The organism is Sphingomonas bisphenolicum (genome assembly GCF_024349785.1).
In the GTDB taxonomy this organism is placed as follows: domain Bacteria; phylum Pseudomonadota; class Alphaproteobacteria; order Sphingomonadales; family Sphingomonadaceae; genus Sphingobium; species Sphingobium bisphenolicum.
The window spans coordinates 2,301,777-2,316,754 of sequence record NZ_AP018817.1 but is presented as its reverse complement, the minus strand read 5'-3'; the positions used below and the strand labels follow the sequence as shown (position 1 = coordinate 2,316,754).

The following is a 14,978-nucleotide window of genomic DNA, read 5'->3' as shown; positions in this document are numbered from 1 at the left end:
GGGTCAGGCCGTCAGCGCCTTGACGCCCGGCAGTTCCTTGCCTTCCATCCATTCGAGGAAGGCGCCGCCAGCGGTCGAGACGAAGGTGAAGTCGGCGGCCACGCCCGCATGGTTGAGCGCCGCCACGGTGTCGCCGCCGCCGGCAACCGACGTCAACTGGCCTTCCTTGGTCAAAGCTGCTGCGGTGCGGGCCAACGCCACGGTCGCGGCGTCGAACGGCGCGATCTCGAAGGCACCGAGCGGGCCGTTCCAGACCAGCGTGCGGCAGTTCTTGAGCGCATCGCCCAATGCCTCGACGGCGGCGGGGCCGACGTCCAGGATCATCTCGTCTTCCGCGACTTCATGGACGTTGCAGGTGCGCAGCGAGGGCGGGTTGGCGGCAAATTCCTTCGCCACAACCACGTCATAGGGGAGGTGGATGATGCAGCCGGCGGTTTCGGCGGCTTCGAAGATCGCCTCGGCAGTATCGCTCAGATCCTTTTCGCACAGCGACTTGCCGACATCGACGCCGCGGGCATAAAGGAAGGTGTTGGCCATGCCGCCGCCGATGATGAGATGGTCGACCTGCTTCACGAGATTGTTGAGCACGTCGAGCTTCGTCGACACCTTGGCGCCGCCGACGACGGCCGCGACCGGCTTGACCGGTTCGCCGAGCGCGGCCTGGAGCGCGTCCAGTTCCTTTTCCATCGAGCGACCGGCGAAAGCGGGCAGCTTGCGGGCCAGCCCTTCGGTCGAGGCGTGGGCGCGGTGCGCGGCGGAGAAGGCGTCGTTGACGTACAGGTCGCCGATCGCCGCCATGGCGTCCACCAGCGCGGGATCGTTCTTTTCCTCGCCTGCGTGGAAGCGGGTGTTTTCGAGGATGGCGATGTCGCCGGGGCGCATGACCGCGATGCCGTCCATAGCGGCTTCACCCTGACAGTCCGGGATGAACTGCACCTCGCGGCCCAGTACCTGCGTCAGGGGACGGGTGATCTTCGACAGGGAAAATTCAGGGTTCTTCTGGCCCTTGGGGCGACCGAAATGCGCAAGGATCAGCACCTTCGCGCCGCGATCGGCCAGTTCCAGCACGGTCGGCATCGCCGCGCGCAGACGGGTGTCGTCGCTGACCGAACCGTCCTGCATGGGCACGTTCAGATCTTCGCGCACCAGCACCACCTTGCCGGTGATGTCGCCCATATCGTCGAGCGTCTTGAACGGCTTGGTCATCTTTATCTCTCCTGAGCCTAAACAGACGTCATCCCAGCGAAGGCTGGGATCTCTCTCCCTTTCCCATGGTGAGGAAGAAAGCGAGATTCCAGCTTTCGCTGGGATGACGAAAAGGGCAGACTTTCGCCTGCCCTTCAACCTTGATCTTACAGAAACTTCGCCACGACGCCGGTGGTGTCGATCATGCGGTTCGAGAAGCCCCATTCATTGTCGTACCAGCTCAGCACGCGGACCAGCTTGCCATCGACCACGGCGGTTTCCAGGCTGTCGACGGTCGAGCTGCGCGGATCGCCATTATAGTCGATCGAGACCAAAGGTTCGTCCGAATAGCCCAGCACGCCCTTGAGCGGGCCGGATTCCGACGCGGCCTTGAGCAGGCTGTTGACCTCGTCTTTCGTGGTCGGACGCTTGGGAATGAACTTCAGGTCCACGACCGAGACGTTCGGGGTCGGCACGCGGATCGACGATCCGTCCAGCTTGCCCTTCAATTCGGGCAGGACTTCACCCACCGCGCGGGCGGCGCCTGTGGAGGTCGGGATCTGCGACAGGGCGGCGGCGCGGGCGCGGCGCATGTCGCTGTGCAGCTGGTCCAGCGTATTCTGGTCGTTGGTGTAGCTGTGGATCGTCGTCATGAAGCCGCTTTCGATGCCGATCGCGTCGTTCAGCACCTTGGCGAGCGGCGCCAGGCAGTTGGTGGTGCAGCTCGCGTTCGAAATGACGATGTCGTCGGCTGTCAGCGCGTCATGGTTGACGCCGAACACGACGGTGCGATCGACATTGGTGCCGGGCGCGGAAATGATCACGCGCTTGGCGCCAGCGGTCAGATGCGCACTGGCCTTGTCCTTTGTGGTGAAGATGCCGGTGCATTCCAGCGCGATTTCGACGCCCAGGTCGGCATGCGGCAGGTTGGCGGGATCGCGCTCGGCCGTCACCTTGATCTTCTTGCCATCGACAACGAGGAAATCGCCGTCCACGCTGACGTCGCCGGCCCAATTGCCATGGACGGAGTCGCGCTTGAACAGCAGGGCGTTGGACTTGACGTCGCCCAGATCGTTGATGCTGACCAGTTCGAGGTCATGGTCGGTGCGCGAGAGAATGGCGCGCGCCACCAGGCGGCCGATACGTCCGAAACCGTTAATTGCTACCTTCGTTGCCACTGCACTAGCCTCCTGAGGTGTTGTTGTTCGGTTGGTTATGAATTTAGAGCGCAGCCGCGATCTGCGGCGCGATCTTGGCGGCGGTCAGGCCGAAATGATCGTAGAGGTCTTCGGCCGGGGCCGATGCGCCGAAGCCGTCGATGCCAAAGCGCAGGCCGTCGAGGCCGGTATAGCGTTCCCAGCCGAAGGTCGTGCCGGCCTCGATCGAGACGCGCAGCACATTGGCGGGCAGGATATCGGCCTTGTAGGCGGCATCCTGCGCATCGAAATGGGCAAAGCTGGGCATGGAGACGACATCGACGCCGATGCCCTGCTCTTCCAGCGCCTTGGCGGTGGCGACGGCGATTTCGACTTCCGAACCGGTGGCGATGATCACCGCCTTGCGCGCGGCGGTGGCGGCGACGAGGCGATAGGCGCCCTTCGCCGACAGATTTTCGCTCTTTTCCGTGCGCAACTGCGGCAGGTTCTGGCGGGTCAGCGCCAGCACCGACGGGCCGGTCGCATCCTTGAGCGCCAGTTCCCAGCATTCCGCCGTCTCGACGATGTCGGCCGGGCGATAGACGTCGAGGTTCGGGATCATGCGCATCGACATGACATGTTCGATCGGCTGGTGGGTCGGACCGTCTTCGCCCAGACCGATCGAGTCATGGGTCAGGACATGGATGACGCGCTGCTGCTGGAGCGCGGCGAGACGGATGCCGCCGCGCATATAGTCGGAAAAGACGAGGAAGGTGCCGCCATAAGGGATCACGCCGCCATGCAGCGCCATGCCGTTCATCGCGCAGGCCATGCCGAATTCGCGGATGCCGTAATAGACGTAACGGCCCGAATAATCGTCCTTCGTCAGCGGACCGGTCGACTTGGTCTTGGTGTTGTTGGAGCCGGTAAGGTCGGCCGATCCGCCCAGCGTTTCGGGCAGCAGATCGTTGATCGCGCCCAGCGCCAGTTCGCTCGCCTTGCGGGTCGCGACCTTCTGCGGATTGGCGATCAGCGTGTCGATATAGGCGTCGAGCGAGAAGTCGGCGGGCAGGTCGCCAGCCATGCGGCGGGTGAATTCCCCAGCCTTCTCGTCACTTGCAAGGCGGCCTTCCCACGCAGCGCGAACATCTCGGCCCTTGGCGCCGATCGCCTTCCAGGCGTCGGCAATGTCGGCCGGGATGACGAAGGGTTCGGCGGTCCAGCCGAGAAACTCGCGGGCGGCGGCAACTTCGTCGGTGCCGAGCGCCGAGCCGTGAACGCCCGATGTGCCAGCCTTGTTCGGCGCGCCATAGCCGATCTTGGTGGCGCAGGCGACGATCGAGGGGCGGCCGTCGGCGACGGCTTCGGCCAGCGCACGGCGCACGTCGGCGACGTCATGGCCATCGCACGACACGACATGCCAGCCGGTGGCGGCGTAGCGGGCGAGGACGTCTTCGCTGCTCGACAGGTCGACGGCGCCGTCGATGGTGATCTTGTTGTCGTCCCACAGCACGATCAGGCGGCCGAGGTTCAGGTGACCGGCCAGACCGATGGCTTCATGGTTGATGCCTTCCATCAGGCAACCGTCGCCGGCGATCACCCAGGTGCGGTGATCGACCAGATCGTCGCCGAACTGCGCGTTCAGGTGACGCTCGGCGATCGCCATGCCGACGGCGGTGGCAAGGCCCGACCCCAGCGGGCCGGTGGTCGCTTCCACGCCCGCCAGCTCGAAATTCTCCGGGTGACCGGCGCAGGGGCTGTGCAATTGACGGAAATTGGCGATGTCTTCGATCGTGGGGCGGGCGTAGCCGGTCAGGTGCAGCAGCGAGTAGATCAGCATCGAGCCATGGCCCGCCGACAGCACGAAGCGGTCGCGATCGGCCCATTTGGGCTGGGTCGGATCGAATTTCAGATAATCGCCGAACAGCACGGTCGCCACATCGGCCATGCCCATCGGCATCCCCGGATGACCGCTGTTGGCGGCCTGCACGGCATCCATGGACAGCGCCCGGATGGCGTTGGCGAGCGACTTTTCGGAAACGGTCATGGCGGGCGGGCGTCTTTCCTGAAACATGCAAAAGACCGCGCCCGCGCGTATGCAGGCGAGTCGAGATCGCGCCCCCTTTGTCGCGTCAAGCCCCATGCGTCAACCGCAGCGGCGGCACGAAGCGTGAGAAGTGCGCTGTAATCGGCCAGAAAGACTGCTTTTGCATGGCCCCGACTTTCGCTATGGATGGACGATGGCAAGCGACCGCATGATGCAGGCGATCGGCACGCTGGAGCGTGCTGTAAGCCGGCTTGAACAGGATGTGGCGGGTCTGGTGGATACCGCCCCGGCCAACCCCCTCCCCGCTTTGGACCAGGGCGCCGCGCGCGCCGCGCTGCGATCCCTGGACGATCTGATCGACACGCTGAAAGGGCATGCCCATGGCTGAAACGACGCTGGTGATCGCCGGACGGCATTATCCGATCCGCTGCCGCGACGGGGAAGAGGCGCATCTGGGCCATCTCGCCACGCTGATCGAGGACAAGGCGCGGGTGGCGCAGCAAAACACGCCCGGCCTGACCGAGGTGCGCACCCTGCTGTTTGCCGCGCTGTTCCTGGCCGACGAGTTGAACGACCTGAAACGCGAAGTGGCGGGACGGCAGACCCGCCTGCCGCTGGATGGCGACGACGAACCGAGCGCCCGCGCGATCGAAGCGCTGGCCGGGCGGATAGAAAAGCTGCGCGACCGGCTTGCCGCCCGAACCGCGAACGCCTAGATTGGTGGAGACGGGTTCTGCCTGGTACGAGCTTTAGCGAACATCCCTGAGGCGATAATCACATCCAAGGGGGCTGTCCCTGGGCGGGCTCCGGCCCGATCTACATGGTCCCCACCTGACGTTGAGGCGTCAGAGGATATTCCAGCACACGGCCAAGGCGGTCCCGTCACCCTCCCCCGCCCCGCTTCTTCCAGAAGGCCATGATGAGCGACGACACCCCCGCCGCCGACAAGACGGCATTGCGCGCGATCGCACGGCAGCGCCGAACCAATTTCGTCGCCACGCTCGACCCGCTCGCGCATCGGCTGGCGTTCAAGGCGATCCCGTCGCCATTGGCGCGCCGGATCGCCGATGCGCAGGTCGTGGCGCTCTATATGGCGGTCGATGACGAAGCCCCGGCCCAGCGCATGGCGGCGCAGTTGCAGGCGCAGGGCAAGACCGTGGCGCTGCCGCGGGTGCTCGACCGGCTGGGCAGCATGGATTTCCTGGTCTGGCAGCCCGAAGATCAACTGGTGCCCGGTCCGTTCCGCACCAGCCACCCCGAACCGGGCGACGGGCCGGTGACGCCCGACGTCATCGTCGCGCCGCTGGTCGGGTTCGACCGGGCGATGAACCGGCTGGGCCAGGGCGGCGGCTATTATGACCGCGCCTTCGCCCGTTTCCGCGATGCGCTGCGGGTCGGTATCGCCTGGTCCGCGCAGGAGATCGACACCCTGCCCGCCGACCCGTGGGATCTGCCGCTGGACATCATCATGACCGAAGTCGAACTGATCGAAGGACCGGAACTGTGAGCATCGACCCGCGCCATTACCACCAGCCGAGCTGGCGCAAGCCCGTAGGGATGTTCGCGATCGTGGGGCTGATCGCGCTGTGGGCGGTGCTGGTGGGCAGCCTGTCGGGCCTGATCGGCGCGCTGCCGATGTGGGCGCAGGCGCCCATCTATGTCGTGCTGGGGATCGTGTGGATCTGGGTGCTGCCGCTCAGGCGGTTGCTTGCCTGGATGGAAACCGGGCGCTGGCGCCGCGGATAGGCAGTGACAGGCCCTGCATTTCACGATATCCCGATATCGTTGAGGGGCCGTAACGGGTAATCCCGCTGTTCCGGGACAGGTTTCGGCGCTTCCGAATTGGGGGACGAAGGCATGTCCATGCGTCGGCCAGCTTTGCGTGGCGCTCCAGCCGGGGCGACCATCCTTCATGTCGATATTTTCCTGAAATCCCCGGGCGGCGCCACCCCGCACCGGACCCAGACCATGCCGGTGGCGGGAATATCCCTTCACAGGAGGATGCTATGGTTCCGTTGGGCAAGAGACTTTTCGCCGAAGCATTCGGCACATTCTGGCTGGTCTTCGGTGGTTGCGGCAGCGCGGTGCTGGCGGCGGGCTTCCCGGATGTCGGCATAGGCCTGCTGGGCGTCAGCCTGGCTTTCGGCCTCACCGTCCTGACCATGGCCTATTCGATAGGTCATATTTCCGGCTGCCATCTCAATCCCGCGGTGACCGTGGGCCTGTGGGCCGGGGGCCGCTTCCCCGTGCGCGACATCGCTCCCTATGTCGTCGCCCAGCTGGTGGGTGCGGTCATCGCGGCGGCGCTGCTGCTGTACATCGCCAGCGGCCAGCCGGGCTATGCGCTGGCCGGCAATGGCCTGGGGGTGAACGGCTTCGGGCCGCTGTCGCCCGGCGGCTATGCGCTGGGATCAGGGCTGGCGATCGAAGCGGTGCTGACCTTCGGCTTCCTCATCATCATCCTAGGATCGACCGACAGCCGCGCGCCCGCCGGATTCGCGCCGATCGCGATCGGGCTGGCGCTGACTCTCATCCACCTTATCAGCATCCCGGTCACCAACACATCGGTCAATCCGGCGCGCAGCACCGGCCCGGCCCTTCTGGTCGGTGGCATGGCGCTGCAACAACTATGGCTGTTCTGGCTGGCCCCGATGATCGGCGCGCTGGTCGCCGGCGGCGCCTATCGCTGGCTGGCGGAAGAGCCGCTCGCACCAGCTATCGTGGGCGAGAATCTGTAAAAATTGTCTGGGTCGGGCCGGGGCCGATGGCGTCGGCCCGATCATGTTACGCGATAGCGCCACTCCCGGTCGGAACGGGGAATGGCGCGAGTGACGGGGCTCGAACCCGCGACCTCCGGCGTGACAGGCCGGCACTCTAACCAACTGAGCTACACCCGCGTAAGGCGCTTGCATGTTTTCCGGCCCGAAAGCCGCCAGATGATGCAAATCTGGGAGAAATCACCCTCCCGTCAGGGAGAGTGGCGCGAGTGACGGGGCTCGAACCCGCGACCTCCGGCGTGACAGGCCGGCACTCTAACCAACTGAGCTACACCCGCGCAGGGTGGCATCTTTTCGTGACCTTGCAGCCACCAGACGATACGGCCTGGAACACCATTTCCACCTTCCTGTCAGGGAAAGTGGCGCGAGTGACGGGGCTCGAACCCGCGACCTCCGGCGTGACAGGCCGGCACTCTAACCAACTGAGCTACACCCGCGTTTGGTGTGGAAGCGCCGTCTATGAGCGTCCGCCGATGCTGTCAACCGTCCGCAACGGGACTTTCCTCTTTCTCGTCATTTTCTTTGCGCGGGGCCACGGTCAGCGTCCCCTGCTCGAACAGGAAACCGGCAATATCGGGGGTTCCCGCCGCCGACACCACGGTCTGGATGATGATGAGCAGGGGCACGCCGAGCAACGCGCCGGGCGTACCCCATACCCAGCCCCAGAAGGCCAGCGAGACGAGAATCAGCAGCGGGTTCATCGTCAGCCGCCGGCCCAGCAGCATCGGCGTAACGACATTGGCCTCCACCAGGTGAAAACCGACCTGCAATGCCGCCGGCAGCAGCGCGACATAGACGTCGTCGAACACCATCAGGCCGCCCAGTCCCAGCAGCATCGCCGCCAGCATCGGCCCGAAATAGGGAATGAAGTTCAGCAGCGCGACGATGCCGCCCCACATCAGCGGAGACGGCATGCCGATCAGCCACAGCGCGAAGGCGATGGCCAGGCCCAGGCACAGGTTGATGGTGGCGATGGTGATGACATAGGCCGACGTCGCATCGACCATATTCTGGATCACCCGGGCCACCGCCATGGCGCCGTCGAAGCTGCCACGGCTGTTGATCGTGCGGCGTCGCAACCGGGTCCAGCCCGCCAGGAAGAAATAGATGATGAGCAGCGCGAACACCATCTGGATGATCGCCGAGGGAGCGGAGGTGGCTGCGAATTGCAACAGCGACCGCGGTGCATCGACCGCGGCCGTCTGCGCCGCCGCAACCGGCCCGTTGGCCACCATCCGCACCGTTTCGTCGACGAAGCGCTGAAGATTGGCGTAGAAGTCGATCAGCGGGGCGAGGTTCGCCTGAATCTGCGGCAGGCGCTGGGGCAGGATGCGGAACCAGTCGGTCGCCGGCACCACGATCAGCACCAGCGCGGTGTTGGCGACGACGAGAAAGCCGATCATCGCGATCAGCGCCGCCAGCCCCGACGGTAACCCGCGCCGCTCCATCCATTCCAGCAAAGGCACCAACGCGATGGCGATGACCAGTGCGGCGGTCAGCGGCAGGAAAAATTCCGCCCCCGCGCGCAGGGCGAAGGGCAGCGCCAGGATCAGGCCGATGCCCGATGTCAGCGCGATCGACGCGAGCAGCCGGTCGCGACGCCGGTTGACCTCTTGCTGCTCATTCATGGTCACGCGCGGTCGATTCCCTTTTCGTTCCCGTCCGATGTGCGCCGCCCGCGGTGCAGCGTCAATTTACAAAGGGCGTCATCGCCCCAACATGAGCGGAAAAGGCGGGCTTAACCAAATATTTGCGCGCCGTCGCTAATCACGGCCGCAGGGGACGCAAGAACGGGGAAGAGAATGACGCGGATGCTTTGGGCTCCGGTTCCTATGGCGCTGGCTGTGGCGACGGGCCTGATGGCCGCGCATCCTGCCACCGCGCAGCCGGCGATCCGGCTGGGCACGCAAATGTTCGTGGAGCGCGTATCGACCGACATCAACGGCCGCCCGCGCCGGACATTGGAGAGCGCCGACCGGGTCGGCCCCGGCGACACGCTGATCGTGATCGTCCATTGGCGCAATGATGGCGCCCAGCCCGTGCGCGACTATGCCGTCACCCGCGCGGTGCCGCACGGCACCCGCCCGGACATCAGCGATCCCCATATGCAGGTGTCGGTCGATGGTGGCGGCCATTGGGGCCGGCTGGACCAGCTCTGGCTGCCGACCCCGCTGGGCGGCGTGCGTCGGGCGGTGGCGGAGGATGTCACCCATATACGCTGGCAACTGCCCGAAGCCGTGCCGCCAGGCCGGGCCGGACGATTAAGCTATCGCGCGGTCATGCGGTAGGAAACCGGGCGACGCCGACGCCGCCCGGTCCGTCATGCCGATCAGTCCACGAACAGGAAGGCCGGCGCCTCCAGCAGCTTGCGCACCGCCTGGACGAAGCTCGCCGCATCCCAGCCATCGACCACGCGGTGATCGCAGCTGATCGACAGGTTCATCAGCTTCGCCGCAACGATCTCCTTGCCCTTGAATACAGGACGTTCGATCACGCGGTTGGGGCCGATGATCGCGACTTCGGGCCGGTTGATGACCGGCGTGGTGGCGATCCCCCCAAGCGGACCCAGGGAAGTGAGCGTCAGGGTGGAGCCGGACAGTTCCTCCGACTTCGCCTTGCCGCTGCGCGCGGCGTCGGCCAGTCGGCGGATTTCGCTCGCCAGTTGCCAGACATTGCGGTCCTGCGCGTCGCGGATCACCGGCACCATCAGCCCCGAATCGGTCTGCGTCGCCATACCCAGATGCACCGACCCATGGCGCGTGACCACGCCCGCTTCGTCATCATAGCGGGCGTTGAGCATCGGGAAGTCGGGCAGCGCCTTGCACAGCGCCACGATCAGCAGCGGCAACATGGTCAGCTTGGGCCGGTCTCCGCGGTTCGCATTGAGCTGCTCGCGCAGATCCTCCAGCGCAGTGACGTCAATTTCCTCGACATAGGTGAAGTGGGGAATGGCGCGCTTGGACGCGGCCATATTCTCCGCGATGCGGCGGCGCATGCCGATGACCTTGACCTGCTGGTCGGCGCGTTTCGCCGATCGTCCCGCGGGGCGATAGCCCTGCCCCTGGCCATAGAGCAGATAGGCGTCGAGGTCAGAATGGCGGACATGGTCGCCGGACGGCTTCACCTGGGCGAGATCGACGCCCAATTCCCTGGCGCGCGCGCGGACGGCGGGCGACGCGAGGACAGGTTCTTCTACCCTCCGGTTGGGGGTGGGTGCCGCCGCAGGCGGCTCCGGCGTTTCGACGGCGGAAGGCTGGCGATGCTCGCTATCCACCCCCGGCCCTTCAAACGAGGCACGTGGCTCGTTTGAACTTCCAGGAAGGGCAGTTTCTGTTGCCTCGATCACCGCCTCGCCCGGCGTTTCCGCCTCGATCGTCTCCACCGATGGCGGCGGCGCGGCGGCGGCTTCGTCTTCCACCTCGATCTCGACCAGCATGGCGCCGATAGAGATCTGGTCGCCCGGCTCGCCGGCCAGACGCACCACGGTGCCCGCAACCGGGCTTTCCATCTCGACCGTCGCCTTGTCGGTCATCATGTCGGCGATCGGCTGGTCTTCCTCGACCCGATCGCCGACCTTGACGTGCCAGCCGACGACCTCCGCCTGTGCGATGCCTTCGCCGATGTCCGGCAGCTTGAACGTGAACAGCGCCATGACCCTTAGTCCTTCATGATCTTGTTGATGGCTTCGCGGATACGCACCGGCCCGGGGAAATAGGCCCATTCCAGGCTGTGCGGATAGGGCGTGTCAAAGCCGGTGACGCGCTCGATCGGCGCTTCGAGATGGTAGAAGCAGCGCTCCTGCACCTGGGCGAGCAATTCCGCGCCGAAACCGCTGGTTCGCGTCGCCTCATGCACGATCAGGCAGCGGCCGGTCTTCTTCACCGACGCCTCGATCGTGTCGATGTCCAGCGGAACCAGACTGCGCAGGTCGACGATCTCCGCGTCGATGCCCAGCGTCGCGACCACATTCTCGACGACATGGACCATCGTGCCGTAGCAGAGGACGGTCAGCGCGTCGCCTGCCCGCGCGATCCGCGCCTTGCCCAACGGGATGCGGTAATAGCCGGTCGGCACCTGCGCATCGGCATGACCGGCCCAACTGGTCGCCGGCGTATCATAATGGCCGTCGAACGGGCCGTTATAGATGCGCTTGGGCTCGAAGAATAGGGTCGGGTCATTATCCTCGATCGCGGCGATCAGCAGTCCCTTGGCATCATAGGGCGTGGACGGGATCACCGTCTTGATCCCCGAACAATGGGTGAAGATGCCTTCGGGCGACTGGCTGTGGGTCTGGCCACCGAAAATGCCGCCGCCGAAGGGCGACCGGACCGTCATCGGGGCGATGAACTCGCCCGCCGAGCGGTAACGCAGCCGCGCGGCTTCGGACACGAGCTGGTCGAGCGCCGGATAAATATAGTCGGCGAACTGGATTTCCGGCACCGGGCGCAGGCCATAGGCGCCCATGCCCACGGCCACGCCGATGATCCCGCATTCGGTAATCGGCGTATCGAACACGCGGTTCTTGCCATATTTCGCCTGAAGGCCCGCGGTGGCGCGGAAAACGCCGCCGAAAAAGCCGACATCCTCGCCCATCACGACCACGGTCGGGTCACGCTCCATCATCACGTCCATGGCGCTGTTGATCGCCTGGATCATGTTCATGTGGATGGTGTCGGCAGTTTCCTGTGTCATGACTTCGCTCACAGTCCTGCCGCCTTCCATTCGTCCAGCATCTGCTGCTGCTGTTCCTTGAGGTGCCGGGGCATCTCTTCGAACACATCCTCGAACATGCTCTCCATCGGATGGTGGAGGCCGTGGCCCAATATGCCGTTCTTCTCCGCCTCGCGCGCAGCGTCGCGGACCAGTTCGGCCAATTCCTTGTCCATCGCGGCGTGACGATCCTCGTCCCAGATGCCCAAGCCGATGCAATGGGCTTTGAGCCGCGCGATCGGATCGCCCAGCGGCCAGAGGCTGCTTTCCTCGGCAGAGCGATAGGCGGTCGGATCGTCCGATGTGCTATGCCCTTCGACGCGATAGGTGAAATGCTCGATAAGGGTCGGCCCGGCATTGGACCGCGCCCGATCGGCGGCCCAGCGCGTCGCGGCATAGACGGCGAGGATGTCGTTGCCATCGACCCGCAGGCCGGCGATGCCATAGCCCACGGCGCGTGCGGCGAAGGTGGTCGACTCGGCTCCGGCAAAACCTGAAAAGCTACTGATAGCCCATTGGTTATTCACGACATTCATGATGACGGGTGCGCGATAAACGCTGGCGAAGGTACAGGCCGAGTGAAAATCCCCTTCCGCCGTCGATCCTTCGCCGCACCAGGTCGCGGCGATGCGCGTGTCGCCGCGCGCGGCGCTGGCCATCGCCCAGCCCACCGCCTGCGGATATTGGGTGGTAAGGTTGCCGGAGATGGAGAAGAAGCCCGCGTCCCGCGCCGAATACATAATCGGCAATTGGCGCCCCTTCAGCCGGTCGCCCTTGTTGGAATAAATCTGGTTCATCATGTCGACCAGCGGCCAGTCGCGCGCGAGCAAAATCCCCTGCTGGCGATAGCTGGGAAAGCACATATCGTCGCGCGACAGGGCCAGCGCCGCGCCGATCGACACCGCCTCTTCACCCGTCGATTTCATGTAGAAGCTGGTCTTGCCCTGGCGCTGGGCGCGGAACATGCGTGCGTCGAAGGCGCGGGTCAGCGCCATGGTGCGGAGCATCCGCAACAGCGTTTCGGGCGGGAGCTTGGGGTTCCAGGCGCCCACCGCCGCGCCATCCTCATCCAGCACGCGAATCAGCCCATAGGCCATGTCGCGCATGGCGTCGGGCTGCGCCGCCTCGTCCGGGCGGGGCGCCGCATCGGCGGCGGGAATGTCGAAATGGGTGAAGTCGGCGCTTTCGCCGGGCCGCGCGGGCGGCTCGGGCACGTGCAGGCGCAGCGGCGGCAGATTACGCCCTGGCTGCCCCTCAATACCGCCTGATCCGGTCGGATCGCTCATCCTGCCTCCTATGATGCATTGCAATAATCTTGCTTGACGCAATTATTAAATTACAACGCCACAAAAGGCAAGCCTTCCTTACCCATTTTCCTTTTACTACTGTCCGGCTCGCTGTCTCGTCAGACAGCCACCGGCGCGGAAATATGGGCCTGTGGCGCATAATCAAGGACATCGAAATCCTCGATCCGATAATCGAAAATACTCGAAGGCCGCCGATTGATCCGCAATTTGGGTGTGCCGGATGGGATTCGATCCATCTGCTCTTCCACCAGCGCGGCATGGTTCAGATAGAGATGGACGTCGCCGCCCTGCCAGACCACCTCGCCCGGTTCCAGATCGCACTGCTGCGCCAGCATCCGGGTGATCATCGAGAGGCCGAAAATATTGAAGGCGAAGCCCAGGCCAAGGTCGCAGCTACGCTGGAACAACAAGCCGTTGAGCTTGCCGTCCGACACCTGGAACTGATAGGTCATATGGCAGGGCGGCAACGCCATCTGCGCCACTTCCGCCACGTTCCAGCCGGTGAACAGCAGGCGGCGCGAGCCGGGAGCGACGCGAATCGCCTGCACCAGATCGGCGATCTGGTTATGGCCCTGATCCGCCTTTCGATAGAGTCCGTCGCCGACCGCCTCATAGCGCGGCCAGTTCACCCATTGCGCGCCATAGACCGGACCCAGATCGCCCCATTGCCGGGCGAAATCATCGTCGCCGACGATCCGCATTTCGAACGTGTCGCGGTCTATATCCTCGCCGGTCGCCTTGCGATAGGCGTCGAGCGGCCAGTCGGTCCAGATATGCACGCCCTGCCGCACCAGTTCGCGGATATTGGTGTCGCCGGTCAGAAACCACAGCATCTCGCGCGCCGCGACCTTCCAATAGACCCGCTTGGTGGTCAGCAGCGGCACCGCATCATTGGCCAGCGAGAATCGCATCGTCGCACCCAGGATCGAGCGGGTGCCGACCCCGGTGCGATCGACCCGTTCGTCGCCATGCCGCCAGATATGCCGCATCAGGTCCAGATATTGCTGCTCATAATGGGGCACGGACGAGGAAGGCATGTCGGTCAAGGCGGGTTCCTGCGAATGGATATAGCCCGATGCTTTAGCCCATGACGGCGGCCGCGCCAATCGGACCGGGATATGCAATCACCGTCCGAAAGGGTTCTTGTTCCACTGCCCGCCGGATGGCGATCGCGGCATCCTGCACGCATGGAGGACGAACTGGCGATCGCGATTCTGGATGGCGCCTGGCGACCGCAACGCCTGCTGACGCTGCGCCAGGATTGGCATGGCGTGCTGCACCACCTGCTGAGAGACGAAGGCAGCTGGGTCGCCCTGATCCAGCGACGCGGCGGTCATGCGTCACACCTGCCCTGCTGGCGCGATGTCGCCCTGACGCGAACCATTGCGCGTCGTTTGCGGCCGCTGGAGATCCGGCTGGCCGATCACTTGATCCATGCGGGCGAAAGCCGCTTCAGCTTCCGCGCGGCGGGGCTTCTCTAACCACTGCAAAAAAAGCGTCATTGCCCGCTTGCCAGTCTGGAAAGCCCCCTCTATAGGCCCACTCCTGCCTTACGGGGCCGCCCACAAAGCGGCTTCGGCATCGGTCGGGGAATAGCTCAGCCTGGTAGAGCACTGTCTTCGGGAGGCAGGGGCCGGAGGTTCGAATCCTCTTTCCCCGACCACATTTTCATAGTCAGATATGACGATATATCAGCGGGATGGCATAGCCTTCTCCGCCGATTTGTCGTGCCTGTGCGGCTTTTGGCGGCGAGTATTTTTCGACAGATGTCATCTGTCGAAAGCATAGTCAGCCTTCTTGTGCATCCGTAAAAGAT

The 14,978-nt window shown here is 64.7% G+C and carries 15 protein-coding genes, 4 tRNA genes and 1 other RNA gene; 9 read left to right on the top strand and 11 right to left on the bottom strand.

Annotated elements, in window-relative coordinates; genetic code table 11:
* Positions 1–3: 3 nt before the first annotated feature.
* The 3 genes from SBA_RS11420 to tkt all read right to left on the bottom strand — a co-directional run bounded on the left by SBA_RS11420 (position 4) and on the right by tkt (position 4,368).
* Complete coding sequence (locus SBA_RS11420; RefSeq protein ID WP_261934509.1) at positions 4–1,206, bottom strand: phosphoglycerate kinase; 1,203 nt, start codon at positions 1,204–1,206, stop codon at positions 4–6.
* 146 nt (positions 1,207–1,352) lie between these two features.
* Positions 1,353–2,363, bottom strand: a complete 1,011-nt coding sequence (gap, locus tag SBA_RS11415) for a type I glyceraldehyde-3-phosphate dehydrogenase (RefSeq protein WP_261934508.1) — start codon at positions 2,361–2,363, stop codon at positions 1,353–1,355.
* A 43-nt stretch (positions 2,364–2,406) separates the two neighbouring features.
* Complete coding sequence (gene tkt / locus SBA_RS11410) at positions 2,407–4,368, bottom strand: transketolase (RefSeq protein WP_261934507.1); 1,962 nt, start codon at positions 4,366–4,368, stop codon at positions 2,407–2,409.
* Between the two features lie 193 nt (positions 4,369–4,561).
* On the opposite strand from tkt, the gene SBA_RS11405 reads away from it, so the two are divergent.
* The 6 genes from SBA_RS11405 (at position 4,562) to aqpZ (ending at position 7,106) form a co-directional block, all read left to right on the top strand.
* Positions 4,562–4,756 (top strand): hypothetical protein, encoded by a 195-nt coding sequence (locus SBA_RS11405; protein WP_224546062.1) that lies wholly within the window; start codon positions 4,562–4,564, stop codon positions 4,754–4,756.
* Positions 4,749–5,084, top strand: a complete 336-nt coding sequence (locus SBA_RS11400) for a cell division protein ZapA (RefSeq protein ID WP_261934506.1) — start codon at positions 4,749–4,751, stop codon at positions 5,082–5,084. Before SBA_RS11405 ends, SBA_RS11400 begins: the two co-directional genes overlap by 8 nt.
* Positions 5,085–5,095: 11 nt before the next feature.
* A non-coding RNA gene (ssrS, locus tag SBA_RS25380) (6S RNA) lies at positions 5,096–5,252 on the top strand.
* Positions 5,253–5,287: 35 nt separating this feature from the next.
* Entirely contained in the window at positions 5,288–5,875 is a 588-nt protein-coding gene (locus tag SBA_RS11395) for a 5-formyltetrahydrofolate cyclo-ligase (RefSeq protein ID WP_261934505.1), read from the top strand.
* Positions 5,872–6,114: a DUF2842 domain-containing protein gene (locus tag SBA_RS11390; protein ID WP_224546057.1), complete on the top strand. Its 243-nt coding sequence runs from the start codon at positions 5,872–5,874 to the stop codon at positions 6,112–6,114. The genes SBA_RS11395 and SBA_RS11390 overlap by 4 nt, the downstream gene beginning before the upstream one ends.
* 260 nt (positions 6,115–6,374) lie before the next feature.
* The gene (aqpZ, locus tag SBA_RS11385; protein WP_261934504.1) at positions 6,375–7,106 is read left to right on the top strand and encodes an aquaporin Z; all 732 of its coding nucleotides are present in this window, start codon (positions 6,375–6,377) and stop codon (positions 7,104–7,106) included.
* Positions 7,107–7,188: 82 nt separating this feature from the next.
* Here the strand turns inward: aqpZ and SBA_RS11380 are convergent.
* The 4 genes from SBA_RS11380 to SBA_RS11365 form a co-directional block, all read right to left on the bottom strand.
* Positions 7,189–7,265, bottom strand: a tRNA-Asp gene (locus tag SBA_RS11380).
* Between the two features lie 81 nt (positions 7,266–7,346).
* Positions 7,347–7,423: transfer RNA gene (locus tag SBA_RS11375), tRNA-Asp, on the bottom strand.
* An 82-nt stretch (positions 7,424–7,505) separates the two neighbouring features.
* Positions 7,506–7,582 (bottom strand) — tRNA-Asp (locus SBA_RS11370).
* Between the two features lie 42 nt (positions 7,583–7,624).
* Positions 7,625–8,779, bottom strand: coding sequence for an AI-2E family transporter (locus tag SBA_RS11365; RefSeq protein ID WP_224546053.1), 1,155 nt, complete (start codon positions 8,777–8,779; stop codon positions 7,625–7,627).
* Between the two features lie 198 nt (positions 8,780–8,977).
* Here SBA_RS11365 and SBA_RS11360 point away from each other — a divergent pair, with 198 nt between their 5' ends.
* Entirely contained in the window at positions 8,978–9,433 is a 456-nt protein-coding gene (locus tag SBA_RS11360) for a hypothetical protein (protein ID WP_390902448.1), read from the top strand.
* 41 nt (positions 9,434–9,474) lie between these two features.
* Here the strand turns inward: SBA_RS11360 and SBA_RS11355 are convergent, their stop codons facing one another.
* From SBA_RS11355 to thyA, 4 genes are all read right to left on the bottom strand, one after another.
* On the bottom strand, positions 9,475–10,797 hold the full coding sequence (locus SBA_RS11355; protein WP_261934503.1) for a dihydrolipoamide acetyltransferase family protein: 1,323 nt from the start codon (positions 10,795–10,797) through the stop codon (positions 9,475–9,477).
* A gap of 5 nt (positions 10,798–10,802) precedes the next feature.
* A complete protein-coding gene (locus SBA_RS11350; RefSeq protein WP_261936720.1) occupies positions 10,803–11,807 on the bottom strand; it encodes an alpha-ketoacid dehydrogenase subunit beta in 1,005 nt (334 codons plus the stop codon).
* Between the two features lie 38 nt (positions 11,808–11,845).
* Positions 11,846–13,141: a 3-methyl-2-oxobutanoate dehydrogenase (2-methylpropanoyl-transferring) subunit alpha gene (locus SBA_RS11345; protein WP_224546049.1), complete on the bottom strand. Its 1,296-nt coding sequence runs from the start codon at positions 13,139–13,141 to the stop codon at positions 11,846–11,848.
* A 119-nt stretch (positions 13,142–13,260) separates the two neighbouring features.
* Positions 13,261–14,199: a thymidylate synthase gene (gene thyA, locus SBA_RS11340; protein WP_261936719.1), complete on the bottom strand. Its 939-nt coding sequence runs from the start codon at positions 14,197–14,199 to the stop codon at positions 13,261–13,263.
* Positions 14,200–14,349: 150 nt separating this feature from the next.
* Between thyA and SBA_RS11335 the strand changes: the two genes are divergently transcribed.
* A complete protein-coding gene (locus SBA_RS11335; RefSeq protein ID WP_224546048.1) occupies positions 14,350–14,643 on the top strand; it encodes a JAB domain-containing protein in 294 nt (97 codons plus the stop codon).
* Positions 14,644–14,748: 105 nt separating this feature from the next.
* A tRNA-Pro gene (locus SBA_RS11330) sits at positions 14,749–14,825 on the top strand.
* Positions 14,826–14,978 lie beyond the last annotated feature (153 nt).

Excerpts from the sequence above, each read along its gene's own strand:
- SBA_RS11420 (WP_261934509.1), bottom strand. The coding sequence starts at position 1,206 with ATGACCAAGCCGTTCAAGACGCTCGACGATATGGGCGACATCACCGGC.
- tkt (WP_261934507.1), bottom strand. The coding sequence starts at position 4,368 with ATGACCGTTTCCGAAAAGTCGCTCGCCAACGCCATCCGGGCGCTGTCC.
- SBA_RS11405 (WP_224546062.1), top strand. The coding sequence starts at position 4,562 with ATGGCAAGCGACCGCATGATGCAGGCGATCGGCACGCTGGAGCGTGCT.
- SBA_RS11400 (WP_261934506.1), top strand. The coding sequence starts at position 4,749 with ATGGCTGAAACGACGCTGGTGATCGCCGGACGGCATTATCCGATCCGC.
- SBA_RS11395 (WP_261934505.1), top strand. The coding sequence starts at position 5,288 with ATGAGCGACGACACCCCCGCCGCCGACAAGACGGCATTGCGCGCGATC.
- aqpZ (WP_261934504.1), top strand. The coding sequence starts at position 6,375 with ATGGTTCCGTTGGGCAAGAGACTTTTCGCCGAAGCATTCGGCACATTC.
- SBA_RS11360 (WP_390902448.1), top strand. The coding sequence starts at position 8,978 with ATGGCGCTGGCTGTGGCGACGGGCCTGATGGCCGCGCATCCTGCCACC.
- SBA_RS11355 (WP_261934503.1), bottom strand. The coding sequence starts at position 10,797 with ATGGCGCTGTTCACGTTCAAGCTGCCGGACATCGGCGAAGGCATCGCA.
- SBA_RS11350 (WP_261936720.1), bottom strand. The coding sequence starts at position 11,807 with ATGAACATGATCCAGGCGATCAACAGCGCCATGGACGTGATGATGGAG.
- SBA_RS11345 (WP_224546049.1), bottom strand. The coding sequence starts at position 13,141 with ATGAGCGATCCGACCGGATCAGGCGGTATTGAGGGGCAGCCAGGGCGT.
- thyA (WP_261936719.1), bottom strand. The coding sequence starts at position 14,199 with ATGCCTTCCTCGTCCGTGCCCCATTATGAGCAGCAATATCTGGACCTG.
- SBA_RS11335 (WP_224546048.1), top strand. The coding sequence starts at position 14,350 with ATGGAGGACGAACTGGCGATCGCGATTCTGGATGGCGCCTGGCGACCG.